Annotated in this window: 21 protein-coding genes, 1 tRNA gene and 1 pseudogene; 15 read left to right on the top strand and 8 right to left on the bottom strand. The window is 61.8% G+C overall.

From position 1 onward, the window contains the following. Window positions 1-20: 20 nt before the first annotated feature. Window positions 21-236 (top strand): hypothetical protein, encoded by a 216-nt coding sequence (locus tag RGV33_RS28075; protein WP_003215917.1) that lies wholly within the window; start codon window positions 21-23, stop codon window positions 234-236. Here the strand turns inward: RGV33_RS28075 and yacG are convergent. The 4 genes from yacG to RGV33_RS28055 are packed head-to-tail and all read right to left on the bottom strand — an operon-like array spanning window position 233 to window position 3,133. Then, window positions 233-433 (bottom strand): DNA gyrase inhibitor YacG, encoded by a 201-nt coding sequence (gene yacG / locus RGV33_RS28070; protein WP_322147571.1) that lies wholly within the window; start codon window positions 431-433, stop codon window positions 233-235. The genes RGV33_RS28075 and yacG overlap by 4 nt on opposite strands. Continuing rightward, complete coding sequence (gene coaE, locus RGV33_RS28065; RefSeq protein ID WP_322147569.1) at window positions 430-1,053, bottom strand: dephospho-CoA kinase; 624 nt, start codon at window positions 1,051-1,053, stop codon at window positions 430-432. Before coaE ends, yacG begins: the two co-directional genes overlap by 4 nt. Further along, window positions 1,050-1,928, bottom strand: coding sequence for an A24 family peptidase (locus RGV33_RS28060; RefSeq protein WP_322147567.1), 879 nt, complete (start codon window positions 1,926-1,928; stop codon window positions 1,050-1,052). The genes coaE and RGV33_RS28060 overlap by 4 nt, the downstream gene beginning before the upstream one ends. Continuing rightward, window positions 1,925-3,133 carry a type II secretion system F family protein gene (locus RGV33_RS28055; protein ID WP_322147566.1) on the bottom strand — a complete coding sequence of 403 codons (1,209 nt, stop codon included), beginning with the start codon at window positions 3,131-3,133 and terminating at the stop codon, window positions 1,925-1,927. Before RGV33_RS28055 ends, RGV33_RS28060 begins: the two co-directional genes overlap by 4 nt. A gap of 197 nt (window positions 3,134-3,330) precedes the next feature. On the opposite strand from RGV33_RS28055, the gene RGV33_RS28050 reads away from it, so the two are divergent. The 4 genes from RGV33_RS28050 to RGV33_RS28035 all read left to right on the top strand — a co-directional run bounded on the left by RGV33_RS28050 (window position 3,331) and on the right by RGV33_RS28035 (window position 5,796). Then, on the top strand, window positions 3,331-3,744 hold the full coding sequence (locus RGV33_RS28050) for a pilin (protein ID WP_322148755.1): 414 nt from the start codon (window positions 3,331-3,333) through the stop codon (window positions 3,742-3,744). 86 nt (window positions 3,745-3,830) lie between these two features. Then, a complete protein-coding gene (locus tag RGV33_RS28045; RefSeq protein ID WP_322147565.1) occupies window positions 3,831-5,240 on the top strand; it encodes an O-antigen ligase family protein in 1,410 nt (469 codons plus the stop codon). A gap of 39 nt (window positions 5,241-5,279) precedes the next feature. Further along, window positions 5,280-5,352, top strand: a tRNA-Thr gene (locus tag RGV33_RS28040). A 138-nt stretch (window positions 5,353-5,490) separates the two neighbouring features. Then, window positions 5,491-5,796 carry a DUF6388 family protein gene (locus tag RGV33_RS28035; protein WP_177084328.1) on the top strand — a complete coding sequence of 102 codons (306 nt, stop codon included), beginning with the start codon at window positions 5,491-5,493 and terminating at the stop codon, window positions 5,794-5,796. A 134-nt stretch (window positions 5,797-5,930) separates the two neighbouring features. On the opposite strand, the gene nadC is transcribed toward RGV33_RS28035, so the two are convergent. Beyond that, window positions 5,931-6,779 (bottom strand): carboxylating nicotinate-nucleotide diphosphorylase, encoded by an 849-nt coding sequence (gene nadC / locus RGV33_RS28030; RefSeq protein WP_322147564.1) that lies wholly within the window; start codon window positions 6,777-6,779, stop codon window positions 5,931-5,933. Between the two features lie 281 nt (window positions 6,780-7,060). On the opposite strand from nadC, the gene RGV33_RS28025 reads away from it, so the two are divergent. The 6 genes and pseudogenes from RGV33_RS28025 (at window position 7,061) to RGV33_RS28005 (ending at window position 13,352) form a co-directional block, all read left to right on the top strand. Next, window positions 7,061-9,220, top strand: coding sequence for a DUF1631 domain-containing protein (locus RGV33_RS28025; RefSeq protein ID WP_322147563.1), 2,160 nt, complete (start codon window positions 7,061-7,063; stop codon window positions 9,218-9,220). A gap of 61 nt (window positions 9,221-9,281) precedes the next feature. Then, window positions 9,282-9,845, top strand: coding sequence for a 1,6-anhydro-N-acetylmuramyl-L-alanine amidase AmpD (gene ampD / locus RGV33_RS28020; RefSeq protein ID WP_322147562.1), 564 nt, complete (start codon window positions 9,282-9,284; stop codon window positions 9,843-9,845). Next, window positions 9,842-10,678 carry a regulatory signaling modulator protein AmpE gene (gene ampE, locus RGV33_RS28015; RefSeq protein WP_322147561.1) on the top strand — a complete coding sequence of 279 codons (837 nt, stop codon included), beginning with the start codon at window positions 9,842-9,844 and terminating at the stop codon, window positions 10,676-10,678. Before ampD ends, ampE begins: the two co-directional genes overlap by 4 nt. Window positions 10,679-10,865: 187 nt before the next feature. Beyond that, window positions 10,866-11,957 (top strand): annotated as a pseudogene (locus RGV33_RS34380) (methyl-accepting chemotaxis protein); the annotation flags it as partial. Further along, a complete protein-coding gene (locus RGV33_RS34375; RefSeq protein WP_416152142.1) occupies window positions 11,934-12,863 on the top strand; it encodes a methyl-accepting chemotaxis protein in 930 nt (309 codons plus the stop codon). The pseudogene RGV33_RS34380 and the gene RGV33_RS34375, both read left to right, overlap by 24 nt. Before the next feature lie 120 nt (window positions 12,864-12,983). Next, window positions 12,984-13,352 carry a hypothetical protein gene (locus RGV33_RS28005; RefSeq protein ID WP_416152093.1) on the top strand — a complete coding sequence of 123 codons (369 nt, stop codon included), beginning with the start codon at window positions 12,984-12,986 and terminating at the stop codon, window positions 13,350-13,352. Window positions 13,353-13,359: 7 nt separating this feature from the next. Here the strand turns inward: RGV33_RS28005 and RGV33_RS28000 are convergent, their stop codons facing one another. Further along, window positions 13,360-14,136 carry a TatD family hydrolase gene (locus RGV33_RS28000; RefSeq protein WP_322147557.1) on the bottom strand — a complete coding sequence of 259 codons (777 nt, stop codon included), beginning with the start codon at window positions 14,134-14,136 and terminating at the stop codon, window positions 13,360-13,362. A gap of 5 nt (window positions 14,137-14,141) precedes the next feature. Beyond that, on the bottom strand, window positions 14,142-15,137 hold the full coding sequence (gene cra, locus RGV33_RS27995; protein ID WP_322147555.1) for a catabolite repressor/activator: 996 nt from the start codon (window positions 15,135-15,137) through the stop codon (window positions 14,142-14,144). Between the two features lie 293 nt (window positions 15,138-15,430). Between cra and ptsP the strand changes: the two genes are divergently transcribed. From ptsP to RGV33_RS27975, 4 genes are all read left to right on the top strand, one after another. Further along, window positions 15,431-18,289, top strand: coding sequence for a phosphoenolpyruvate--protein phosphotransferase (gene ptsP / locus RGV33_RS27990; RefSeq protein ID WP_322147554.1), 2,859 nt, complete (start codon window positions 15,431-15,433; stop codon window positions 18,287-18,289). After that, window positions 18,290-19,231: a 1-phosphofructokinase gene (gene pfkB, locus RGV33_RS27985; RefSeq protein ID WP_322147552.1), complete on the top strand. Its 942-nt coding sequence runs from the start codon at window positions 18,290-18,292 to the stop codon at window positions 19,229-19,231. It abuts the gene before it with no gap. A gap of 11 nt (window positions 19,232-19,242) precedes the next feature. Continuing rightward, window positions 19,243-20,955 (top strand): PTS fructose-like transporter subunit IIB, encoded by a 1,713-nt coding sequence (locus tag RGV33_RS27980; RefSeq protein ID WP_322147551.1) that lies wholly within the window; start codon window positions 19,243-19,245, stop codon window positions 20,953-20,955. Between the two features lie 186 nt (window positions 20,956-21,141). Further along, window positions 21,142-22,683, top strand: a complete 1,542-nt coding sequence (locus tag RGV33_RS27975) for an alkaline phosphatase D family protein (protein ID WP_322147549.1) — start codon at window positions 21,142-21,144, stop codon at window positions 22,681-22,683. Window positions 22,684-22,816: 133 nt separating this feature from the next. Here the strand turns inward: RGV33_RS27975 and RGV33_RS27970 are convergent, their stop codons facing one another. Further along, window positions 22,817-25,342 carry a sulfite reductase flavoprotein subunit alpha gene (locus RGV33_RS27970; RefSeq protein ID WP_322147548.1) on the bottom strand — a complete coding sequence of 842 codons (2,526 nt, stop codon included), beginning with the start codon at window positions 25,340-25,342 and terminating at the stop codon, window positions 22,817-22,819. Window positions 25,343-25,426 lie beyond the last annotated feature (84 nt).

The raw sequence follows: 25,426 nt of genomic DNA, 5'->3' as shown, positions 1-25,426 counted from the left end.
ATTTCCAGGAGCACGGAATCATGAGTGTGTACGAATGGGCACGGCAGGAGTTACGCAGAAGCCAGGACGCAGCGCAGGAAATCGGCTTTGACCCGGGGTTGACCCTGCGCGCCATGCTCAGTGCGGTGGTGCAGCAGAGCAAAGGCGTGCGCAGCTTTGAGGACCTGGCCGACGAGCTGCAATACCTGGCAGAGAATCTCGACGACCAGCAGGACTATGGCTTTATGCGCCCTTAGTGGCGCGGCAAGAGGTCGTCGGAGAACAGATCGTCTTCGGCGTCCGGGCTGACCGGGATCTTGTGTTCTTCTGACGCCCAGCCGCCCAGGTCGATCAGTTTGCAACGGTCCGAACAGAACGGACGATTGACGTTTTCCGCTTTCCATTCCACAGGTGCGCCGCAGGTTGGGCATTCGACGTTCAAGGGTTGGCTCATGATCGGCCTCCACGCAAAGTAAGGTAAAAGTGGTGCAGTCGCTCGACCTCGGCGTGCAGCCGGGCCAGGTCCTGGTCATTGACCAGCACGTCATCGGCATGGAGCAGGCGGTCTTCACGGGTGGCCTGGGCCTTGAGAATCGCCTGCACCTGCGCTTCGCTGATGCCGTCGCGCTGCAGGGTACGCTGAATCTGCAACGATTGCGGCACGTCGATCACCAGCACGCGTTGGGTCATGGTGTACTGGCCGGACTCGATCAGCAACGGTGACACCAGGATCGCATAAGGCGACTGGGCGCGGGCCAGGTGGCTACGAATCTCCTCGGCGATCAGTGGGTGCAGCAACGCTTCCAGCCAAAGACGCTCGTCGGGTACCTCGAAGATCAGCTTGCGCAACGCGCCACGGTCCAGTTGCCCGTCAGGCTGCAGCACGCCCGCACCGAAATGCGCGGCGATCTGCGCCAGGGCAGGGCGCCCGGGTTCGACTACCCAGCGGGCGGCGTGGTCGGCGTCAATCAAGTCCACGCCAAGCTTCACAAAGTGTTCGGCTGCCGCGCTTTTGCCACTGCCGATGCCGCCAGTGAGGCCAAGAATCCAGGGTGTTGCAACAGGAGTGGTCATCTGAAACCGACAGACTGCAAATAGAAGTCGGTTATTTGACCACCCCAGAGCAATGCAATCCAGCCGGCAATTGCCAGATACGGACCAAATGGCATTGGCGTGGAGGCTTGGGCTTTGCGCAGGCGCAATAGAATCAGGCCACCCATCACGCCCACCAGGGACGACAGCAGCAGCGTCATCGGCAGGATCTGCCAGCCACCCCAGGCGCCAAGCATTGCCAGTAGCTTGAAATCACCGTAACCCATGCCGTCCTTGCCGGTGATCAGTTTGAACAGCCAGAACACCGACCACAGGCTCATATAGCCGGCCACCGTGCCCCATAACGCATCGGGCAATGACACAAAAACGCCAAAACTGTTGAGGATCAGCCCCAGCCACAGTAACGGCAGCACCAGCGCGTCCGGCAGCAGTTGGTGATCGATATCGATCAGGCTCATCGCCAGCAAGCCCCAGCTCAACAGCATCGCTGCGCCGGCTGCCCAGCCGAAGCCGAAGTGCCAGGCGACATACGCCGAGATCAGCCCGCATGCCAGCTCAGTGGCGGGATAGCGCACGCCGATCGGTTGGTGGCAACTGGAGCAGCGGCCGTTGAGCAGCCAGTAGCTGAACAGCGGGATGTTCTCCCAGGGGCGAATCGGATGGTTGCAGTGCGGGCAGCAGGAGTTGGGCCGTATCAGGTTATAGGCTGCGGCCACGGGCTCGGCCGGAAGGCCAAGCACTTCGTGGGCCTGGGCTCGCCATTCGCGCTCCAGCATCTTCGGCAGGCGCCATGCCAGTACATTGAGAAAGCTGCCGACAATCAGGCCCAATACCAGCGAGACGGATACAAACCCCCAGGGCTGATGAACAAAGAGTTCAATCAAGGGCGTGCTCAAAAGGCTGTACCAAGCTGGAAAATCGGCAGGTACATGGCGAGCACCAATGCCCCGACGATGCCTCCAAGTACCACCATGAGCAGAGGCTCCATCAGGCTGGTGAGGTTGTCTACCAGGTTATCGACGTCCGCCTCGTAGTGGCTGGCGACTTTTTCCAGCATGTTGTCGAGGGTGCCCGATTCCTCGCCGATAGCGGTCATCTGGACCGCCATACCGGGAAACAGACCGCTCACGGCCATGGATTCATTCAGTTGGATTCCGGTGGATACGTCATGCCGCATACTATTGATTGCCTGTTTGAACAGCCCGTTGCCGGTGGCGCCTGCTACTGAGTCCAATGCTTGCACCAACGGTACGCCCGCCGCAAAGGTGGTCGAAAGCGTACGGGCATAGCGGGCGACCGCCGACTTTTTCAGCAGTGTGCCTGCCACCGGGGTTTTCAACAAACTGGCATCGAGCCAGTGGCGAAAACCTGTGGATGAGCGATAGGCTTTGCGCAGTCCTGCAAAACCGGCCCCTGCGGCCAGCACCAGTACCCACCAATTTTGCTGCATGAACCCCGACAGGCTGATGACCCCCAGGGTAAAGCCCGGCAACTGCGCATCGACACCGGCAAACAGGCCCTGGAACTGCGGCACCACGTGAATCAGCAAGATCGCGCTGACGACGGTGGCGACTGCCAGCACCGTCAGGGGATAGGTCATGGCTTTCCTGATTCGGGCTTTGAGCTGTTCGCTTTTTTCGAGGTGCGTGGCGACCCGTTCCAGTAACGCTTCAAGTGCACCTGCCTGTTCTCCCGCAGCAATCAGGTTGCAGTACAGCTCATCGAAATAGCGTGGCTGTCTCTGCAGCGCGCCGGACAGGCTGCTGCCGGCGGTGATTTCCTGTTTAACGCCTTGTACCAGCGCACGCATAGGCCGGTTGTCGAAGCCTTCGGCGATGATATCCAGCGCCTGTAAAAGCGCGATGCCGGCCTTTGATAACGTCGCCAGTTGGCGGGTAAAAAGGGCGATTTGCGCCGGTTTGACTGGTTGGGCGAAGCTCGGCCAACCGGTGAGTTTTTTCCTTACGCGCCCGGGGCTGATCCCTTGCTGGCGCAACAGTGCCTTGATCAGGGCGCGATTGTGACCGCTGGTTTCTCCCGATACTTTGCGCCCTTTGCGGTTGACGCCTTCCCAGGCATAGATCGCTGAAACCTCATTCATTTCGTAGTTCCGCACACAGTCGAAGATTTATAGCGTAGTCAGGCGACGGCTTCAGGCCGGGGGAGCTTGAACGAAAAAATGTCAGTTTGTGCGTCTTGTACAGGATTGGCTGCGTGGGGATGAGTACACTGGCGCGGTTACCGAGACGGGGTGCAGGATGCGCCTTGCGACAGGTTTTATTCTGGAGAGTGAATGTGATGCGTCAAAAAGGTTTTACCTTGATCGAATTGCTGATCGTCGTGGCGATCATCGGCATTTTGGCCACCATCGGCCTGCCCATGTACACCAAGCACCAGGCCAAGGCCAAGTTCACCGCCGGGCTGGCTGAAGTTTCCGCGTTGAAGGCCGGCTTTGAAGACACGCTTAACCAGGGTACGCCGCCGACCCTGGCGTTGATTGGCGGGACCAGCCCGACGGCCAACTGCAAGATTGACGTGACCGGTGATGTCGCCACGGGCGCGGGCACGATTGCCTGCGAGATTCTTGATGCGCCCGCGCCCGTCCTTGGCAAGATCATCACCTTGACCCGTGGGGCCACGACCGGCTGGAAATGCAGCACCACCGCAGAAGACCAATACGCCGCCAAAGGTTGTGCCTCCGGCGGCGCTTGAGCCTAGGGTCGTCTACTGTCTATGCAACAGTGGAGAGCGTCTGCATCAATGGCGCCATACCCGTCACAAGGAAGTAGAGGTTGCCGATGACGTTGTCCGTTCAGCAGCGGGGGAGCACCTTCCTCATCGTGGCTATGTGTTTGTTGACGCTGGCTATCTGTGCGCCATTCAGTAGCCACGACTGGCAGCGCGTGGTGCAGATATCGGTGGCGGTGTGTGCAGTGGTATATGGGCTGTGCCTGCCTCAGGCAGGCCAATGTGTCGACCGGCCGACCGCGCTCGGTGTGGCGCTGATCGGCGGGGCAGGCCTGGTTTCTGCCGTGTTGGCGCATCAGCCACTCTGGGCCTTGGCCGAGTTGGCGCTGGCTATCAGTTGCGCCGCCATTGCCGTTACTTTCAGCCGAGTCAGGCGCGAGGGTGGTGAGCCCCTGGATCGCGTGTTGATCCTGTTCGTAGTGCTGTTGTGCCTGATTAAAAGTGTTCAGTACCTGCACGCCGGCATCCTCGCGCTGACCAGCGGCAACCCGGTATTGAATACCGACTTGTTGCTGTCCGGGTTCTCCAACAAGCGCTTCTATGGTCAGTTTCAAACCTTCACCCTGCCGCTGCTGGCGCTTCCCCTGCTGCTTGCAAATGTCTCGCGAACCGCGCGGGCGTTGCTGTTTGCGCTGCTGTGTGTCTGGTGGCTGATCGCAATCAGTGGCGGCACTCGCGGCACCTGGCTGGGCATGGGCGTCACCGGTTTGGCTCTGGTGTTCATGGGGGCTACAGGTCGGCGCTGGCTGGGTTGGCAGTTGGCAGCGCTGGCCTGCGGGTTGCTGCTGTATTGGTTGGTGTTCACCGTGCTGGCAGGGAACTTGGGCATTAGTATCTCCAACGGTGCGGCAGACCGCCTGACGACCAACCTGTCGGCGCGCGGCCCTATCTGGTGGCAGGCCTGGGGCATGATTGTCGAGCGGCCTTGGCTGGGCTTCGGGCCGATGCATTTCGCCGACATCCCCAACCACATTGCCGCTCACCCTCACCAGGCGATTCTGCAGTGGGCCAGCGAGTGGGGCGTGCCGTCGACGTTGTGTGTGATCGCGCTGGCTACGCGGGCGGGTTGGGCAACCGTGGGTGTGCTGCGTGAGCGTGCAGTGTCGTTGGCGCCCGTGGACGTGCTGCGCCTGTGCCTGTTTGCCTCGCTGGTCGGCGCAATGACCCAGGCCATGGTGGATGGCGTGATCGTAATGCCGGTTTCGCAACTCTGGTTGGCGCTGGTGGTCGGGTGGCTGATGGCGTTGCATGTGTGGCGAACGCCATCGAGCAGTCCGGTGCCAGCGTTGTACACAGTGCGGATGATGGCGAGTGTCGTGGCCGTCGCCTTGTTGGTGTTCGTCGCGGTTCGTGATGTACCGGGCCTCACGGAACGTATCCAGCACTATATGGACTCCGGCAACGATCACCTGCAGCCGCGGTTCTGGGCGCAGGGTGTGATTGCCCTCCCAAAGCAGTGAGTTGCCGGACGCCCAAGGCAGTGCTAGCTTTAGCCCACCGCCCGTGTAGCTCAGTCGGTAGAGCAGCGCACTCGTAACGCGAAGGTCGCAGGTTCGATTCCTGTCTCGGGCACAAAGGCAACACAGTTTTCAGATGATCCCAGAATGGTTCTGAAGGCCAGACGAACCGGTATTCATGCCTGTTCTTTTGTATCTGCGCGACCTTGATGACCCAGATGCATCCCCATTCCTCGATCTAAGAGAACGACAAATGACCACACAAGAAATGACCCAGGAAGCGCGGCACGAAGCAGCCCTCAAAAAGTACGTCGCGGAGTCGCCGGAACTGCTGGATGAGATCAAGGACCTGAGCGCCGATGATCAAAGGGACCAGATCCAATGGTCATTTGAGGATGAGGCCGAGGCCCAGGGCCTGCAGCCATGGGAACTGACCCTCAAGTACACCTCCACCCCCGAAGCGTTCGAAGCGGCGCGCCTGGCTTTGCACAAGGAGGCCGCCGAGGTGCTGGGTGTGGACTGGAACGAGTATTGCGGGATGAATAATCTCGCGATCTGACACAAGTTTAATGTGGCGAGGGAGCTTGCTCCCGCTGGGTTGCGAAGCGACCCCAAAAACCTTGGGAGCGCTGCGCACTCCAGCGGGAGCAAGCTCCCTCGCCACAAAAGCAGGCGCTTACATTCAAGGGCGTTTTAGAGACTAAGCCGCATCGACAAATCCACCGCCTTCACATCCTTGGTCATCGCCCCAATGGAGATGTAGTCCACGCCGGTTTCAGCGATGGGCAGCAAGGTGCTTTCGTTGATCCCGCCACTGGCTTCCAGCTTGGCTTTGCCGCCGTTCAGGCGCACCGCTTCGCGCATGTCATCCAGGCTCAACTCATCCAGCATGATGATGTCGGCGCCCGCCGCCAGTGCTTCGCGCAGTTCATCCAGGCTTTCCACTTCGATTTCCACCGGCTTGCCCGGGGCTATCTTGTGGGCAGCACTGATGGCCTGGGCAATGCCGCCGCAGGCCGCGATATGGTTTTCCTTGATCAGAAACGCGTCATACAGGCCGATGCGATGGTTGTGGCAGCCGCCGCAGGTCACGGCATACTTTTGCGCCAGCCGCAGGCCGGGCAGGGTCTTGCGGGTATCCAGCAGCTTGACCTGGGTGGCCGCCACAAAATCCGCCAAATATTGCGCACGGGTGGCTACGCCTGACAGCAGTTGCAGAAAATTCAGCGCGCAGCGCTCGCCACTGAGCAGCGAACGGGCCGGACCTTCGAGATGAAACAATGCCTGGTTCGGGCTGACACGTTCGCCGTCGCGCACCTGCCAGTGCACCGCGACACGCGGGTCCAACTGGCGAAACACCGCCTCCACCCAGGCCGTACCGCTGATCACGGCGGCATCCCGAGTGATGATCGTAGCCTTGGCCAGGCGCTCGGCCGGGATCAACTGCGCGGTGATGTCACCGCTGCCGATGTCTTCCAGTAGTGCGCGACGCACATTGGCTTCGATTTCGGCGGTCAGGTCGGCTAGACGAAGATTGGGCATAACAGGCTCCACAAACAAAGTGCCTCGATTATAGGGGCAGGTCGGGCTTGAACCCAAGGTAACCGGCGCCACCGGCACGGCTCGCGGCGCTCATTTACACAGCAATCTCAGAGTTTGCTGGCGCAACAACCCCCATTTGCAAGATAATCTCGCGCCTTGCAATTGGCGTCATAGCTTTGACGTCGCAGTGATAGCCCGATTTCGCAGTGCTCTGGGGTACGTTCCCCTGTTGCTGCACCGATCTTTCACACAATCGAATACCGCCGTTTCAGGAGGCCAGGATGCACAATGACGGGAAGGTGGTGCCGATCAATACGGCACGGGCGATGCCATCGCCGCTCGCCCGCCTGCCGGTGGTGTTGCTTCAGGTCCGTGACAAGGCGGCGCAGCAACTCAGGCAAGGACTGCAGGAGTTGTTTGATAACGCCGACGACACCCTGTTCGAAATGGCCGACAAGTCCCGCAGCAACGTCGACCACGGTATTTTCTTTGAAGCCATGCGCGACTTGCGCCTCAAGCGCAAGAATTTCGAGCGCGGCTTCATGGAACAACTCTTTGAGGCGTTTGCCAATCTTGGCAACGTGGAGCGCGGTGAGCTGCAACTGATTCCGGTGGTGTCCTACGCGGCGGTGCCCGGCGCCTCCAGTGACGAGCTCGAAAAAGCCGTCGCCCTTGAAGCCATGCTAGGCAAGGTGCTGCGCCGTGATGGCCTGGCCCTCGGGCAGTTGACGGCCCGCCTGAACGCGTTGCTCGACAAGCGCCTGGATGATCGCGACAACCCTTTGGGGCCGGCGATGCTGTGCGCGTTCTTTCTGCAGGCGGGGCGTAGCCTGGGTGTCGAAATACGAGTCAAGCTGATCGTTCTGAAGCTGTTTGAGAAATACGTCCTCAGTGACGCCGACCTGTTATACGGCGAAGCCAATCAATTGCTGATTGCCACCGGTGTGTTGCCCGAACTCAAGGCCGTTCCTTCCCGTCGTGCTGTCGCTGCTGCCGATTTGCCCGAAGACATCCCGCCCATCGCCGGCCATCCCGCGGATGACAGTGGCCAGGAAGTTTTCGCGGGCCTGCAGGAATTGCTGTCTGCGGTGCGCGGCAGTGTTGCGCCAACCCTTGAGGCCAGTGCCGAGACCCAACCCATCTCCACCCGCGACCTGCTGCGCCTGCTCTCTCATTTGCAGCAATACGTGCCTGCACCCGAGGTCGAAGATGATTTTGACCTGCGCAGCCAGCTGGAACAACTGCTGACCCGGGTCAGCGTCAAGAGCGGCAAGTCGCGGGTGGTGGAGGATGCAGACGAGGATGTGATCAACCTGATTGCCATGCTCTTTGAATTCATCCTCGATGACAGCACGGTGCCAGAGTCGCTCAAGGCATTGATCGCGGGCTTGCAGATCCCGATGCTGAAAGTGGCGGTGCTGGACAAGAGCTTTTTCAGCCGCGGCAACCACCCGGCGCGACGCCTGCTCAATGAAATCGCCGCGGCGTCCATGGGCTGGGGCCGGCGCGACGATTATCAGCGTGACAGCCTGTACCTGCACATCGAGCAGGTGGTGCAGCGATTGCTGAATGACTTCGTCGATGACCCGGCGATTTTTTCCCAGTTGCTGACGGAATTTACCGCGTTTACCCATGACGAACGGCGTCGCAGCGAATTGCTGGAACAGCGCACCCGTGATGCGGAAGAAGGCCGTGCCCGCACTGAAATTGCCCGTCAGCGGGTGGCCGAGGCACTCAATTCGCGCCTGCTGGGCAAAGTGCTGCCCGAGGTCGTGGTGCAGTTCCTGCAACAGGCCTGGAGCCAGGTGCTGTTGCTGGCTTGCCTCAAGCATGGCGAGCGCTCGCTGCAATGGGCGGCGGGGTTGCGCACCATGGACGAATTGATCTGGAGTGTCGGCCTGAGCGAAGACACCGAGGCAGGCCGGCACCTGCTGGAGCAGTTGCCCGACCTGCTCAAGGCCCTGCGCGACGGGTTGAGCGGTGCCGCGTTTGACCCATTCCTCACTCGGGAATTTTTCAGCCAACTGCAAACCCTGCATGTCCTGTCTTTGCGGGGCAACGCTGATGGACCGGCTTCGCTGTCCCGGGTCGAGGTCTGCGAAGCTTTCGTCCTCAGCCACACCGCACCGGCCATTTCGGTGAGCCTGCCGGAAGATGACGCCGACCTGCTCAAGGTCCGCCAACTGCGGATCGGTTGCTGGGTCGAGTTCCAGGAAGACACCGAAAACACCCTGCGCTGCAAGCTGACAGCGATTGTGGCGCCGGGCAATACCTGTATTTTTGTCAATCGAACCGGCCTCAAGGTCCTGGAAAAAAGCCCGGTTGAACTGGCGCTGCAGTTCAAGCGTGGCGCGGTGCGAACCCTCGATGACGCGCTGTTGTTTGACCGTGCCCTGGCCTCGGTGATTGGCAACCTGCGCCAACTTCATCGCGCCAAGTGATCGCAACCAGACAGCGGAACGCGGCATACTGAGCCACCCCAGCCTCGTTCAAGGAACCTGTATGCAGTTGGACCCCGCCAGCGGTTGGTGCCAAGGCATTCGCCATTGCCCCTCGCCCAACTTCAACGAGCGCCCCGGTGGCGAGATATCCCTGTTGGTGGTGCATAACATCAGCCTGCCACCGGCGCAATTCGCCACCGGCAAGGTGCATGAGTTTTTCCAGAATCGCCTGGATGTCACGGAACACCCCTACTTTGAAGGTATCGCCGACCTACGGGTCTCTGCGCATTTTCTGATTGAGCGTGACGGCGCGGTGACGCAGTTTGTCTCCTGCCAGGACCGGGCGTGGCATGCCGGGGTATCGAGCTTTGAGGGCCGTGAGACGTGCAACGACTTTTCCCTGGGGATCGAGCTGGAAGGTACCGACGACTTGCCTTTCACCGATGCCCAGTATCAATCCCTGATCGCCCTGACGCGCCAGTTGTTGGCGGCGTACACGGGCATTACTCGCCAGCGCATTTGTGGCCATAGCGATATCGCCCCGGGACGCAAGACCGATCCCGGACCCGCTTTTGATTGGGCGCGCTTTCGCAGCGCCTTGCAGGATGGAGGACACGCACGATGAGTTTCCTGGTGTTGGTGTTGGCAGTATGGATCGAGAAGTTCTCGGCCCTGCGCCACCGTATACAACGTGATGGCGGTTGGTTGCGGGAGCTGGCCAAGCTGGAATCGAGCGCCAGTATGGGCAAGCAGCCGTGGCTGATCCTCGCACTGCTGGTGCTGCTGCCGGTGGCCTTGCTTGCGCTGTTGCTGCTGGTGCTGGAGCCAGTGGCTTATGGCCTGTTGGCGCTGCCGGTGCATTTACTGGTGGTGATCTACAGCCTGGGCCGTGGCGATCTATTGGCCGGACTGGGACCGTTTCGTGATGCCTGGCGCCGGGGTGACCTGCAAGCCGCCGAGCATGTGGCCGAACGCGACCTGGGCCTCAGCGCCGACAGTGGTGAACAGTTGCTGGAGCGGGTCCAGGGCCATCTGCTGTGGCAGGCCTACCAAAGTTTCTTTGCGGTGATTTTCTGGTACTTCCTCCTCGGACCAGTGGCTGCCCTGGCCTACCGCCTGCTGGCGTTGGCGACCGAGAACAGCAAGAACCCGCTGGTGGCCGAGCGTGCCGGGCAGTTGCGCCATGCCTTCGACTGGTTGCCGGTGCGCTTGCTGGCGGCCAGTTTTGCCTTGGTGGGCAACTTTGTGGCGGTCGGCCGTGTGATGCTTCACGAACTGTTGAGCTGGGATATCAGCGCGGCGCAGTTGGTGGACAAGGTTGGCCTGGTGGCTGCTGAAATCCCGCCCCCGGTGGTGGGCGCCGAGGGTATCAACAGCCTGGATCGAATCTGGGAATTGCTACTGCGCGCCGCCGTGCTGTGGTATGCCGGCTTCGCTATCTGGACCGTGCTGCCCTGATCTGCACCGGCAGGCGCGAGCAACTCGCGCCTGCCGTTAACCTTAAGTTACAAACCTCCTTTTCGAATTGAGCTATACAGACAGAGCGCCAAATAGTGGCTATCTGCCGCCGCCCTGCGCCCTCAATAAAAATAAAAGAAAAGGGAGTTCACCTGTGAAGCGCTTGCTCTATCCCGCCGTCGCGTTCATGAACCGCCTGACCTTCGGCATGAAGTTCAGCCTCATCAGCGTGCTGTTCCTGCTGCCCATGCTGGCCACCAACTACTACCTGGTGCGCGACTCCTGGCGCGAATTCCAGGGCACCCGCATCGAGCTGCAAAGCCTCGACCTGCTGGGCGCAAGCCTGGCCCTGCGCCGCGACCTGGAAACCCTCAACAACCAGGTGCAGATCAACGCCACCCTTGGCCAATCCGGCAAGGCCGGTGATATCGAAAGCCAGATCACCGCCCTCGAACAAAGCCTGCTACAGCGCCTGCAGAGCTTTCAGGCCCTCACCACCGACCCCGAACAAACCGCCGCATTCGAAGCCAAGCGCGACGAGATGATCGCTGCCTTCAAGGCCCAACAGCAGGAAACCTCGCTGTTGAGCAAAAGCGCACTGATCGGAAAACTGTTGAACAAGGCACACATCCTCAGCCAGATCATCGCCAGCCAATCAGGCTTGAGCCGCGACCCCCAAGGCGACCTGCGCCAACTCAGCGAACTGATCACCAGCGTCACCCCGCAAGTCACCCAGACCTTGGGCGAAGGCCGTGCAATGGGCGCGTATTCGTTGGGCCAGGGCTTCCTCAATTCCTCTTCCAGCACCCGCTTTGATGAGTTGCTGCAGCAACTGGAAAAGCTCCAGGCCGAATATGGCCTGAAACTGCAAGACGCCCTCGGCTCCAGTAAACCTGCCCACGCAGCGCTGGCGAGCCTTGCCGACGCGAGTAAGGCCAGCCTCAAGCAAGGCAGTGAGTTGTTCGAAGAGCAGGTGGTAATGGCCCAAACCCTCGACGCCCCGTGGCAAGGTTTCTACGACGAAGTCAGCACATTGATGGCCAGGACCTACCAGCTCAACGAAGCCACCCTGACCTTTCTCGAACAGCAGTTGGAGCAGCGCCTGTCGGAGAACCGCACGCACATGATCGGACTGGTGGCGGCCCTGGTGTCGGTGTTTTTGCTGATCTTCTATCTGTACGCCGGTTTCTACGCCTCCACCCGCACCACCTTGCGCCGCCTCGGGGCAATGATGGACAAGGTGGCTGCGGGCGACATGACCGTCACCTTCGTCGCGCACAGCCGCGATGAGTTGGGGGATTTGGGCCAGGTGTTCAACGGTACCGTGGCAAAAATCCATGACCTGATCGAGCGGGTAGGGCACACGGTCAACGAGGTCGAACGCCAGGCCGGGCAAGTGGAGTCGGTCTCGGCCAGCAGCAACCAGGCCGTATCCGGCCAGCGCAGCCAGATCGAGCAAGTGGCGACCGCCATGAACCAGATGTCATCCACCGCCCAGGAAGTGGCGCGCAGTGCGGCGGCGGCGGTCAGCAGTGCCCACAGTGTCAACGATGAAACCGTCAGCGGTCGTGGCCTGGTGCAGTCCCAGCAAGGCAGCATCGCGGCATTGGCCTTGGAGATCGATCAGTCGGTGCGGGTGATCAACCAGTTGGCCATCGACAGCCAATCCATCAGCCGCGTGCTGGAAGTGATCAAGAGCATCGCCGAACAAACCAATCTGCTGGCGCTGAACGCCGCCATCGAGGCTGCGCGCGCCGGTGAGCAAGGACGCGGTTTCGCCGTGGTGGCGGATGAGGTTCGCACCCTGGCCCGGCGTACCCAACACTCCACCGAGGAAATCGAGCAGATGATCGCCAAGCTTCACAGCGGTGTCGGCGCGGCGGTGAAGGCCATGGGCACCAGCCACGAGATGGCTAATGGTACGGTGGGGCAGTCGGAAAAGGTCCAGCAGGCCCTGGAAAATATTCTTGGCGCCGTAGGCATGATCGTCGACCAGAACCAGCAGATTGCCGCCGCCGTCGAGCAGCAGACCGCCGTGGCCCATGACATCGACCAGAACATCGTGGAAATCAACCGGGCCGGTGAGCACGCGGCGCAGGGTGCGCACCAGACCGAGGAAGCCAGCCGGCAGTTGTCGTTGCAAGTGGTCGAGCTGAAGCAGTTGATCGGAGCCTTTCGTGTGTGAGTTTGGGTTGTAGGATTATTTCGCGCGGTACGTAGTGTGTGTCCTGTTTTTGGCGCTGATCTTTTTCTGATGCCAAAATGGGTGAGAATTTGTTTCATCCATTTTCGCGCAGGTTCTGTCATGACCGCTGCAATTGTTGGCGTACGAGGCCATTGTGCCCATTGCGCCATTTCATTTGAGCTCAAGCCTTGGCAGCTCAACGCTATTTCCATTGGCGTACCGTTCGATTGCCCGTACTGCCATAAGGGCGTGCGGCCGACTTGTGCCAAACAGTTAAAGCAGTTCAAGTCCCTGGACAATCTGGGCTTGCTGCGACCGAGCATGATCTTGCTCACCAGCGCGGCGTTGCTGGTGGCGTTGGTAGCGGAGTGGATAGGGCTGATCAGTGTGGCTGGGCAGCTCAATGTTTCGCTGATGGCGGTACTGATTTACTTCGCGACCTTGCGCTACGCCCGCCACCGGCAGCGGATGACGCTGACATTGCGTTAGGTAAAAACTACCAGTTGAACAGCTCGCAGGTATTGCGAGTGCTCGCCTCGGCCAACGCTGAAGGGCTGATACCCATGCGCTCGGCCAGGGCTGCACAGATGTCTGGCAGGTGTTCGGGGCTGTTGCGCTGGCCGGGGAACATCACCGGCGCCATGTCTGGCGAATCGGTTTCCAGGACCACGGATTCCAGCGGCAGCCGGGCAATTACCTTGTGCATGCGCAAGGCTTGCGGCCACGTGGCCGCGCCGCCCAGGCCCAGTTTGAACCCAAGCTTGATGTACTCGCGGGCTTCTTCCTGGCTGCCGGCGAACGCGTGAATGATGCCGCCCCGTGGCAGGCGGATACGCTTGAGGGTGGCGATCACGGCGGCATGGCTGCGTCGCACATGCAGCAGCGCTGGCAGCTGGAAATCCACCGCCAGTTTCAGTTGGGCTTCAAACAGGCTTTGCTGGCGCTCGCGGTCCAGCTGTTCGAGGAAGTAATCCAGGCCGATTTCGCCCACTGCACACAGTTGCCGGTGGCCGTTCAGGCGGGTCAGCCAGTCAGCCAGTTCCGTGAGGTCGGCGGGGCGGTGCTCATCGAGGTACACCGGGTGCAAGCCGAAGGCCGCGAATAAACCTGCGTCCTTTTGCACCAGGTCCCACAGCCGTTGCCAATTTTGCTGATAGACGCCCAGCAGCACCATCCTGCGCACGCCCAAATGGCGGCTGCGGTCCAGGACTTCTGCGCGGTCGGCATCGAAGTCCGGAAAATCCAGATGGGTGTGGCTGTCGATCAGCTCCACACCGCTTACTCCGAATGAATCCGCTGCTTGAACGTGCGGCCGATGGCATGCACGCCGGGCGCGTAATGCTGGTCTTCAATCGCCGCCAGCGCCAAACGCAGCGCGGTGTCGGCGATCAATTGATGCTGTTGGGCCATGGCATTCACCGGCAGCGGCAGGAAATCCAGCAACTGCGTGTCACCAAAAGTCCCCAGGCGCAGCGGGCGGGATTTGAGCGGGAAGTCATGCAGCGCATCAAACACCCCTTGCAGCAGGACGTAGGACGTCGTCACCAGCGCGTCAGGCAAATGCCCCAGGCTTTGCAGCAACTGCTCCATCAGTTGTCGGCCACAGTCGCGGCTGAACGACTCGCCCTGTTCGATCAGCACTTCGCCGTTGAAGTCTTTCAGCGCTTCCCTGAAACCTGCAGTACGTTCCTGGCTGATGCTCAACTCGGGCCGTGCGCCGATCAACACGATCTGCTTGGGCAGCGGTTGCAACAGGCTGCTGGTTAATTGCTGGCAGGCCTGGCGATCATCACTGACCACCGAGCAAAACTGCGTAGACTCCATCACCCGGTCGATGGCAATCACCGGCAGGCCCTTGGCTTGCAGTTCGCGGTAGCTGTCGTCGCTGGCCGGCAGGCAACTGGCAACAAACAGTGCATCGCAACGGCGGGCGCGGAACAGTTGCAGCAATTGCCGCTCGCTGTTGGCGTCGTCGTCGGAGCTGGCGATCAGCAGTTGATAGCCACGGGCCCGTGCACCTTGTTCCAGCAGCTTGGCGATGCGGGCGTAACTGGGGTTTTCCAGGTCCGGCAGGATAAAACCCAGGGTACGGGTATGCCGGCTGCGCAGCCCGGCGGCCTGAGGGTTTGGCGTAAAGCCATGTTCTTCAACCACGGCGCGCACCCGTTCGACGGTTGCGCTACTGATCCGTTGCTGTTCGGCCTTGCCATTGATGACGTAGCTGGCGGTGGTCACAGACACACCGGCAATGCGCGCAATATCACTGAGTTTCAAACCGGGATTTCCTTGTTTTTTAGAGCTTGCCCCGACACTTTGTCCAATCGTAACCGATTACTGCAGGCGACCAGCGTCGCAACTCAACAGCCGAGTGGCGCTTCAATCATGCTTAATTAACGCGTAATCTGCCATAAATTCTAGATTAAACGTTTCAGCAAGCGTATTTTTACGATTATCGCGACGAACGTGGTCCTGCCAACTGACCACTCAGTCAATTTTTTCGAACGCCTTTGCATTGATTTATTCAAAATAATACCTAGTGCGCCTGCCGCACTAACTAGGAGAACGGCATGCTTGAGCTCACCCACGAGCAGATATCCATGGGCCAGACGGCGGTGGATAAGTCTGCTGCCTTGCAACTGCTGGCTGAAAAACTGGTGGCCGATGGCCTGGTCGCCGAGGGTTACCTCAGTGGCTTGCAAGCGCGTGAAGCCCAAGGCTCGACCTTTCTCGGCCAGGGCATAGCAATTCCCCACGGCACTCCCGAAACCCGCGACCAGGTGTTTGCCACCGGCGTGCGGCTGCTGCAATTCCCCGAAGGGGTGGATTGGGGCGATGGCCAGATCGTCTACCTGGCGATTGGTATTGCCGCCAAATCCGACGAGCACCTTCGCCTGTTGCAACTGCTGACCCGCGCCCTCGGCGAAACCGACCTGGGCCAGGCCCTGCGCCGCGCCAGCTCCGCCGATGCCTTGCTGAAACTGCTGCAAGGCGCGCCGCAAGAGCTGGCGCTGGACGCACAGATGATTGGCCTGGGTGTGTCGGCTGACGATTTCGAAGAGCTGGTGTGGCGCGGCGCACGCCTGCTGCGCCAGGCCGATTGCGTAAGCAATGGCTTTGCTGCGGTGCTGCAACAAGTCGATGCGCTGCCCCTGGGCGACGGCCTGTGGTGGCTGCACAGCGAGCAGACGGTGAAGCGTCCGGGCCTGGCCTTTGTCACGCCGGACAAACCGATGCGTTACCTGGGCCAGCCATTGAGCGGCCTGTTCTGCCTGGCCAGCCTCGGCGAGGCGCACCAAACCTTGCTCGAACGCCTGTGTGCCTTACTGATCGAAGGTCGCGGCCAGGAACTTGGCCGCGCCACCAGCAGCCGTGCGGTACTGGAAGTACTCGGCGGTGAACTGCCGGCCGATTGGCCCAGCGTACGCATCGCCCTGGCCAACGCCCACGGCCTGCACGCGCGCCCGGCGAAGATCCTCGCGCAACTGGCCAAAAGTTTTGACGGTGAAATACGGGTGCGTATCGTGGACGGCGACGTCAGCGCGGTATCGGCAAAAAGCCTGAGCAAATTGCTGGGCCTGGGTGCGCGTCGTGGCCAGGTGCTGGAGTTTGTCGCTGAACCTGGCATTGCCGGTGACGCCTTGCCCGCCATGTTGGCGGCGGTGGAGGCAGGCCTTGGCGAAGAAATCGAGCCGTTGCCGGCGGTAAGCACCCAACAGCCGGTGGTCGACATCGAGCCGGTGTTCAGCGCACCGGCATCCGGCAGCCTGATCCAGGCCATCGCCGCCGCCCCCGGCATCGCGATTGGCCCGGCGCATATCCAGGTGCTGCAACCTTTCGACTACCCGCTGCGCGGCGAATCGCCGGTGATTGAGCGCCAGCGCCTGCACACGGCATTGACCGACGTGCGCCAGGATATTCAGGGCCTGATCGAGCGCAGCAAGTCCAAGGCCATCCGCGAGATCTTCATCACCCACCAGGAGATGCTCGACGACCCGGAACTGACCGACGAAGTAGAAACGCGCCTCAAGCAAGGCGAAAGCGCGCAAGCGGCCTGGATGAGCGTGATCGAAGCCGCCGCTAAACAGCAGGAGTCGCTGCAGGACGCTTTGCTCGCCGAGCGCGCCGCCGACCTGCGTGACATCGGCCGCCGCGTGCTGGCCCAACTGTGCGGCGTCGAAACCGCCCAGGAGCCCGACGAACCCTACATCCTGGTGATGGACGAAGTCGGCCCTTCGGACGTTGCGCGCCTGGACCCGGTGCGCGTCGCCGGCATCCTTACCGCCCGTGGTGGCGCCACCGCCCACAGCGCCATCGTCGCCCGCGCACTGGGCATTCCCGCCCTGGTGGGCGCAGGCCCAGCGGTGTTGCTGCTGGCTTCGGGCACGCCGTTATTGCTCGATGGCCAGCGCGGCCGCCTGCACGTAAATGCCGACGCCGCGACCTTGCAGCGCGCCACCGTCGAGCGCGACACTCGCGAACAACGCCTGCAAGCCGCTGCCGCGCAACGCCATCAACCGGCCCTGACCCGCGATGGCCATGGCGTCGAAGTGTTCGCCAATATCGGCGAGAGCGCCGGGGTTGCCAGCGCAGTAGAGCAGGGCGCCGAAGGCATCGGCCTGCTGCGCACCGAATTGATTTTCATGGCCCATAAACAGGCGCCCGATGAGGCCACCCAGGAAGCCGAATACCGCCGCGTGCTTGACGGCCTCGGCGGTCGGCCACTGGTGGTGCGTACCCTTGATGTGGGCGGCGACAAACCGCTGCCTTACTGGCCGATCGCCAAGGAAGAAAACCCCTTCCTCGGCGTGCGCGGTATTCGCCTGACCCTGCAACGCCCGCAGATCATGGAAGCGCAATTGCGCGCACTGCTGCGCTCGGCAGACAACCGCCCGCTGCGCATCATGTTCCCCATGGTTGGCAGCGTGGACGAGTGGCGCCAGGCCCGGGACATGACCGAGCGCCTGCGCCTGGAAATCCCGGTGGCCGACCTGCAACTGGGGATCATGATCGAAGTGCCATCGGCCGCCTTGCTGGCGCCGGTGCTGGCCAAGGAAGTCGACTTCTTCAGCGTCGGTACCAACGACCTGACCCAATACACCCTGGCCATCGACCGTGGCCACCCGACGCTGTCGGCCCAGGCTGACGGCCTGCACCCCGCGGTGTTGCAACTGATCGACATCACCGTGCGCGCGGCCCATGCCCATGGCAAATGGGTCGGCGTGTGTGGCGAGTTGGCGGCCGACCCGTTGGCCGTTCCGGTGCTGATCGGCCTGGGTGTGGATGAGTTGAGCGTGTCGGCGCGCAGCATCCCCGAGGTCAAGGCGCGGGTGCGTGAATTCAGTCTGGCCGAGGCTCAAGGCCTGGCCCAAAAAGCCCTGGCGGTGGGTTCTCCCGCCGAAGTGCGTGCGCTTGTGGAGGCCGTGTAAATGGCAAGGATTTTAAGCCTGACGCTGAACCCGGCGTTGGACCTCACGGTGCGTCTGGCGCGCCTGGAACCGGGTGAGGTCAACCGCAGCGAAGCGATGATCACCCATGCTGCCGGCAAGGGCGTGAACGTTGCCCAGGTGCTGGCAGACCTTGGCCATCAGGTGACCGTGGGCGGCTTTCTTGGCGAGGACAATCCCCAGGCATTCGAGATGCTGATTGCCCGTCGTGGTTTTACCGATGCGTTTATTCGCGTGCCGGGAGAAACCCGCAGCAATATCAAGATCGCCGAGCAGGGCGGGCGGGTGACGGACGTCAACGCACCGGGCCCGGTGGTCAGCGAGCAGGCGCAACAAGCCTTGCTTGAGCAACTGGCAAGGATTGCTCCGGGATATGACGCCGTGGTCGTGGCCGGCAGCCTGCCACGTGGCATCACCCCGCAGTGGTTCCAGGGCTTGCTGCAGCAACTGAAAAACCTCGGCTTGAAAGTCGCCCTCGACACCAGCGGCGAAGCCTTGCGCGCCGGGCTGAACGCCGGCCCGTGGCTGATCAAGCCCAACACCGAAGAGCTGGCTGATGCCTTGGACTGCCCGACAGACTCTGTCGCCCAGCAGGCACAAGCGGCGGCCCGTTTGCACCACCAGGGCGTCGAACACGTGGTGATTTCCCACGGCGCCGATGGCGTCAACTGGTTCAGCCCCGGCACTGCGCTGCACGCCACGCCGCCCAAGGTCAGCGTCGCCAGCACCGTGGGTGCCGGGGATTCGCTATTGGCCGGGATGCTCCACGGTTTGCTGACTTTCGATGTGCCCGAAACCACCTTGCGCCGAGCCACCGCGATTGCCGCGATGGCGGTTACGCAGATCGGCTTTGGCATCACCGACAACGCACAGCTTGAGTCTTTGCAGAGCGGCGTCCACGTGCGCCCGCTGACAGAACAATAAGAGGGTTGGTCATGAAGTTAGCCATTGTTACTGCCTGCCCGAATGGCATGGTCACCAGCGTACTGTGCGCCCGTTTGCTGGATGCCGCCGCGCAGCGCCAGGGCTGGAGCACCAGCGTCGAAGTGGTCGATGTGCAACACCCGGAGCGCCAGTTGTCGGCGGCCACCCTTGAAGCCGCCGAGTGGGTGTTGCTGGTCAGCAGCACCCCGGTGGACATGCAGCGGTTTGTCGGCAAGCGCGTGTTCCGCAGCACGCCGGCCCAGGCGTTGCAGGATGTTGACGCGGTGTTGCGTCGCGGCACCGAAGAGGCGCAGGTGCAATTGGCTGATACCGGGCCGGCGAAAAGCACGCCGCGCATCGTTGCGATCACCGCATGCCCCACCGGTGTTGCTCATACCTTCATGGCCGCCGAAGCGTTGCAGCAAACCGCCAAGCGCCTGGGGTATGACCTGCAGGTGGAAACCCAGGGTTCGGTGGGCGCTCGCACGCCGTTGAGCCCGGAGGCGATTCGTGACGCCGACGTGGTGCTGCTGGCGGCAGATATCGAAGTCGCCACCGAGCGGTTCGCCGGCAAGAAGATCTACCGTTGTGGCACCGGGATCGCGCTCAAGCAATCGGAGGCGACCCTCAATAAAGCCCTGGCCGAAGGCAAGCAGGAATCCGCCGCCAGCGGTGCCGCTGCCAAGTCGGAAAAAACCGGTGTCTACAAACACCTGCTTACCGGCGTGTCGTTCATGCTGCCGATGGTGGTGGCGGGCGGCCTGCTGATCGCCCTGTCGTTCGTGTTCGGCATTCATGCCTTTGAAGAAAAAGGCACCCTGGCCGCCGCGCTGAAAACTGTCGGCGACCAGGCCTTCATGCTGATGGTGCCGCTGTTGGCCGGCTACATCGCCTACTCGATTGCCGACCGCCCGGGCCTGGCTCCCGGCATGATCGGCGGCCTGCTGGCCAGTACCCTGGGCGCGGGTTTTATCGGCGGGATCTTCGCCGGTTTCCTGGCGGGCTACTGCGTCAAGTTCATCAGCCGCGCGATCCGTTTGCCACAGAGCCTGGAAGCCCTCAAGCCGATCCTGATCATCCCGTTGCTGGCGAGCCTGTTCACCGGCCTTGCGATGATTTACCTGGTGGGGCCGCCGGTGGCGAAGATGCTCACCGGCCTCACGGATTTCCTCAGCACCATGGGCACCACCAACGCCGTGCTGCTGGGCATCTTGCTGGGCGGCATGATGTGCGTCGACTTGGGCGGGCCGATCAACAAGGCGGCCTACGCGTTTTCCGTCGGCTTGCTGGCGGCGCAAAGTGGCGCACCGATGGCCGCGACCATGGCCGCCGGGATGGTGCCGCCGATTGGCATGGGCATCGCCACTTTCCTGGCGCGGCGCAAGTTCGCCCAGACCGAGCGCGAAGCCGGCAAGGCGGCGCTTATCCTCGGTATGTGCTTTATCTCCGAAGGCGCGATTCCGTTTGCCGCCAAGGACCCGCTGCGGGTGATCCCGGCAAGCATCGCCGGCGGCGCGTTGACCGGCGCGCTGTCGATGTATTTCGGCTGCAAGCTGATGGCGCCCCATGGCGGGTTGTTTGTGATGCTGATCCCGAATGCGATCAACCATGCGCTGTTGTATCTGTTTGCGATTGTGGCGGGGAGTTTGTTGACCGCTGTGGTGTATGCATTCCTCAAGCGCCCGGAGGCGGTGGAGCTCTCTGTCGCACCCGCCCAGGCCTAACGCGGTTCATGTAGGAGCTGGCTAGCCTGCGATGCAGGCACCTCGGTGTATCAGCGCAACCGAGTTGAGGCTATCGCAGGCAAGCCAGCTCCCACATTTGACCTCCGTGAGCAATAAGGCCGGTGTCATAACCCGTTCATCCCGGCGTGTTTAAGTTTCCCTTTTGCTGCTCAAGAGGGAATCTGCATGAGCCATTTCAACCTCGGCCGCCGCCGCGTGATGCAAGCCGTCGGCGCCGGCCTGTTGCTGCCGGGCCTCGCGCCGGCGGTGATCGCCTCGGTTAAAGACCGCCCGCAACTCACCGACGGCGTGCAGTCCGGCGACCTGCTGGGCGACCGCGCGATGATCTGGAGCCGCAGCGATCGCCCGGCGCGGATGGTGGTGGAGTGGGACACCCGCAGCGTGTTCAGCAACCCGCGCAAATTCGTCTCGCCCCTGGCCGACAGCCGCACCGACTTCACCGCCCGTGTAGAACTCACCGGCCTGCCTGCCGACCAGGCGATTTTCTATCGTGTGCACTTCGAAGACGCCCAGACCGGCGTGGCCAGCGAACCCTGGTTCGGCCACCTGCGCAGCGCGCCGCAACAACGTCGCGATATTCGCTTCGTGTGGAGCGGCGACACCGTCGGCCAGGGCTTTGGCATCAACCCCGACATCGGCGGCATGCGCATCTACGAAGCGATGCGCCTGCGCCTGCCGGACTTCTTTATCCACAGCGGCGACACCATCTACGCCGACGGCCCGGTGCCCGCGCAATTGCCCACCGAAGACGGGCGCATCTGGCGCAATGTCACCACCGAAGCCAAAAGCAAAGTCGCCGAAACCCTGAATGAATATCGCGGCAACTACCGCTACAACCTGATGGACGAAAACGTGCGCCGCTTCAACGCCGAAGTGCCGCAGATCTGGCAGTGGGACGACCACGAGGTGATCAACAACTGGTCGCCGAGCAAGCAACTGGATGAGCGCTACACGACCCGCGACATCAACACCCTGGTAGGCCGTGCGCGCCAGGCCTGGCTGGAGTACTCGCCGATGCGCCGGCAAAGCGCCGACCAGGGCGGGCGCATCTACCGCAAGCTTAACTACGGCCCGCTGCTGGATGTGTTTGTGCTGGACATGCGCAGTTATCGCGGGCCGAACGATGACAACCTTGGCGGCGAAAAACCGTTTCTTGGGCGTGAGCAACTGGACTGGCTCAAGCGCGAACTGAAGGCTTCCCAGGCGCAGTGGAAAGTCGTCGCCGCCGACATGCCCATTGGCCTCGGCGTGCCCGACGGTGAAGTCAGCCCCGGCGTGCCGCGCTGGGAAGCGATCGCCAACGGAGACCCGGGCCCGGCCCAGGGACGCGAGTTGGAAATCGCCGAATTGCTCGCGTTCCTGCGGGCACAGCAGGTGCGTAATCACGTGTGGCTGACAGCGGATGTGCATTACTGCGCGGCCCATCACTATCATCCGGACCGGGCGGCGTTCCAGGATTTTGAACCGTTCTGGGAGTTTGTCGCCGGGCCGCTGAATGCCGGGAGTTTCGGGCCTAACCCGCTGGATAAGACCTTTGGTCCCCAGGTGGTGTTCGAAAAGGCACCGACGGTGCAGAACAGCTCACCGTTTGCCGGGTTCCAGTTTTTTGGCGAGGTACAGATTGACGGGCAGACGGCGGAGTTGACCGTGATTTTGCGGGACCTGGACGGGGTTTCAGTGTTCGAACAAAAACTGCAGCCCAGTTGACTCAGGCGGTGATCAAAACCTGTAGGAGCTGGCTTGCCGGCGATAGCGCGGTATCAGTCAATGATTTATCAACTGATCCACCGCTATCGTCGGCAAGCCGGCTCCTACAGTTGTTTTTTATAGCCTGGGGGCATCAGTAAACGTCCCGGCGATAGCGGCCCTGCTCAATCAACCGCTCGACCGCCGCGCTGCCCAACACATCGTGCAGCACCTGATCCACGCCCGTCGCCATCCCCTGCAAACTGCCGCAAACATAAATCGCCGCACCATCCGCCACCCACTTACGCAGCACATCAGCTGACTCGCGCAGGCGATCCTGAACGTAGATTTTCTCGGCCTGGTCCCGCGAAAACGCCAGGTCCAACAGCGCAAGATCACCGCTGGCCAACCAGCCTTGCAGCTCGTCCTGGCAGTGATAGTCGTGGGCGATATTGCGCTCACCGAACAGCAGCCAGTTACGCTGTTGGCCGTCGGCGATGCGCGCCTTGAGCAAACTGCGCAACCCGGCAAGACCAGTGCCGTTGCCCAGCAGAATCATCGGCACCGGTTCGCTCGGCAGATGGAAACCACTGTTGCGCCGCAGGCGCAGGCTGACGGTCGAACCCAACGGGGCATGCTCGGTCAGCCAGCCGGAACCTACGCCTACGCTGCCATCCGGGTGACGTTCCTGGCGCACGATCAGCTCCAGCACACCATCGCTGGCAATCGAGGCGATGGAGTATTCGCGCATGCTCAACGGCACCAGCGCATTGACCAACGCCTGGGCATGCAGGCCCACCAGGTGCGCGCGATTGTCCGGCAGTTGGCGACTGGCCAAGGCTTGATCGAGGGTGTGCGCCAGGCCATCGATGACGACGGCTTCGCTGCCAGCCAGTCCCAGGCCTTCAAGGAAATGTTCGATGGCCCACGGGCAATGGCGCGGCAGCACTTCCACCAGGTCGCCGGCCAGCCAATCCGTGGGCGCAGGCGGGGTGAGCCCGAGCAAATAGACGCCGGAGCCACTGCTGTCCGGGTTGAGCAGGGCGCGTTGCTTCAGGGTCCAGTTTTCATAGGCTGCGCTGGCCCATGCGGCAGCGGGTGCATGGCCGGTCAGTTGGCCCAGTTGTTGTTGCCAGTGCAGCAAGGCGTCGGTGTCGCCGCTGTCGACTTCCACCGGGGCGAACAGCGGGTTGCCGCCCTGGTTGGTCAGCCAGAAATGCAAACGCCGGGCGAAGCCGCAGAAATGTTGGTACTGGCGATCACCCAGGGCCAACACCGAGTAGTTCAGGCCCTTGAGGGACAGATCCTGGCCAAGCACGCTGCGCTCGAAACCCCGGGCGCTGTCCGGCGCTTCGCCATCGCCGAAGGTGCTGACCACGAACAGCGCATGGCTTGATTGGCGCAAATCCTCTTGGCTGACGCTGGCTAGCGACCGCACGTTTACCGGCAGGCCGGCGGCCTGCAATTGCCCGGCGGTCTGCCAGGCCAGTTGCTCGGCAAAGCCGCTTTGGCTGGCAAAACCGATCAGCCAGGCCGACGCGTCGTCGGGGTTGTCGGCCAGGCCTTTGCGCGCGTCGCGTACCTGGCGTTTTTTACGCCGACGGTCCAGGTACAGCAGCCAGCCGGTGATAAAGAACAGCGGCATAAGCAACGCGCTGAAGGTCAGGATGACCCGGCCCGCCAGGCCGAAGTAGCTGCCGGTGTGCAACGCGTAGATGCTGGTCAGGATCTGCGCCTTGAAGCTCTTGCCGGCGTAGGTGTCGTGGGACTTGACCTCGCCGGTGGCCGGGTCGAGGTTGATCTGATTCAGCGCGCGGTTATGCGGCGATGTTTTCAGCAAGTAGTAGACAGTCGCGGGTTGCCCGGCGACCGCCGGCATACGGATGTTGTAGCCGCTCAAACCGGGCCCGGCGTTGCTGTAGATGCTGCTCCAGATCGCGTCGTAGTTGGCCACCGGCATAGGACCTTCCGGCGCCGGGCCGCGCTTGCGCACGCGTTCGTTTTGCGGGGCGTCGGACAGCAGTTTGGTCATGCCGTCGCTGTACCATTCGTAGGACCAGAACAGCCCGGTCAGCGCCGACAATAGATAGAACAGCAGGCACCAGGTGCCGAACACCGAGTGCAGGTCCCAGTTGAAACTGCGGCCTTTTTTGCGCCAGTCCACGGCCAACCACGCGCGCCAGCTTGCCACCTGGCGCGGCCAGCGCAGGTACAGGCCCGAGAGGCAGAAGAACACCAGGATCAAGGTGCAGGCGCCGGTGATTTGCCGGCCGGTGTCACCGATGGCCAGGAAGCGGTGCAGTTGCAGCACGAAGCCGAAGAAGTCCTGGCCGACGGCGTCGCCCAGGTAATCGCCGGTGTAGGGGTCGAAGTAACGCATCTGGCCGCGACGTTCACCGGGCGGCGGGGTGAACCAGACCTTGGCGGCGTCGGTGCTGTCGGGTTGCACCGTAAGCATCGACACGACTTTGCCTTCCCGGGCTTCCAACAGGCGCACCAGTTCAGCGGGCGGCAGGACACCGGCCGGGCGCTTTTGTACCGTCAACACCGTCGGGTTCAGTGCCTCGATGATTTCATCCTGGAACGACACCGTCGCGCCGGTGATCCCCATCAAGGCCAACACCAGCCCGGCGGTAATGCCGAAGAACCAATGCAACTGGAACAGGGTTTTCTTCAACACGTCGTACGGCCTCGTCATCAGGTTAGGTGGCTCACGGCGCGCATTATGCCGCGAGTAGTCGAGAAAGATTCTTTTTTACACGCA

The organism is Pseudomonas sp. Bout1, assembly GCF_034314165.1.
Classification (GTDB): domain Bacteria; phylum Pseudomonadota; class Gammaproteobacteria; order Pseudomonadales; family Pseudomonadaceae; genus Aquipseudomonas.
This window is presented reverse-complemented; position numbering and strand designations above follow the sequence as displayed.

What these genes read in the sequence shown, in the direction of transcription:
- RGV33_RS28075 (WP_003215917.1), top strand. Translation starts at nt 21, where the DNA reads ATGAGTGTGTACGAATGGGCACGGCAGGAGTTACGCAGAAGCCAGGAC.
- yacG (WP_322147571.1), bottom strand. Translation starts at nt 433, where the DNA reads ATGAGCCAACCCTTGAACGTCGAATGCCCAACCTGCGGCGCACCTGTG.
- coaE (WP_322147569.1), bottom strand. Translation starts at nt 1,053, where the DNA reads ATGACCACTCCTGTTGCAACACCCTGGATTCTTGGCCTCACTGGCGGC.
- RGV33_RS28055 (WP_322147566.1), bottom strand. Translation starts at nt 3,133, where the DNA reads ATGAATGAGGTTTCAGCGATCTATGCCTGGGAAGGCGTCAACCGCAAA.
- RGV33_RS28050 (WP_322148755.1), top strand. Translation starts at nt 3,331, where the DNA reads ATGCGTCAAAAAGGTTTTACCTTGATCGAATTGCTGATCGTCGTGGCG.
- RGV33_RS28045 (WP_322147565.1), top strand. Translation starts at nt 3,831, where the DNA reads ATGACGTTGTCCGTTCAGCAGCGGGGGAGCACCTTCCTCATCGTGGCT.
- RGV33_RS28035 (WP_177084328.1), top strand. Translation starts at nt 5,491, where the DNA reads ATGACCACACAAGAAATGACCCAGGAAGCGCGGCACGAAGCAGCCCTC.
- nadC (WP_322147564.1), bottom strand. Translation starts at nt 6,779, where the DNA reads ATGCCCAATCTTCGTCTAGCCGACCTGACCGCCGAAATCGAAGCCAAT.
- RGV33_RS28025 (WP_322147563.1), top strand. Translation starts at nt 7,061, where the DNA reads ATGCACAATGACGGGAAGGTGGTGCCGATCAATACGGCACGGGCGATG.
- ampD (WP_322147562.1), top strand. Translation starts at nt 9,282, where the DNA reads ATGCAGTTGGACCCCGCCAGCGGTTGGTGCCAAGGCATTCGCCATTGC.
- ampE (WP_322147561.1), top strand. Translation starts at nt 9,842, where the DNA reads ATGAGTTTCCTGGTGTTGGTGTTGGCAGTATGGATCGAGAAGTTCTCG.
- RGV33_RS34375 (WP_416152142.1), top strand. Translation starts at nt 11,934, where the DNA reads ATGACCGTCACCTTCGTCGCGCACAGCCGCGATGAGTTGGGGGATTTG.
- RGV33_RS28005 (WP_416152093.1), top strand. Translation starts at nt 12,984, where the DNA reads ATGACCGCTGCAATTGTTGGCGTACGAGGCCATTGTGCCCATTGCGCC.
- ptsP (WP_322147554.1), top strand. Translation starts at nt 15,431, where the DNA reads ATGCTTGAGCTCACCCACGAGCAGATATCCATGGGCCAGACGGCGGTG.
- pfkB (WP_322147552.1), top strand. Translation starts at nt 18,290, where the DNA reads ATGGCAAGGATTTTAAGCCTGACGCTGAACCCGGCGTTGGACCTCACG.
- RGV33_RS27980 (WP_322147551.1), top strand. Translation starts at nt 19,243, where the DNA reads ATGAAGTTAGCCATTGTTACTGCCTGCCCGAATGGCATGGTCACCAGC.
- RGV33_RS27975 (WP_322147549.1), top strand. Translation starts at nt 21,142, where the DNA reads ATGAGCCATTTCAACCTCGGCCGCCGCCGCGTGATGCAAGCCGTCGGC.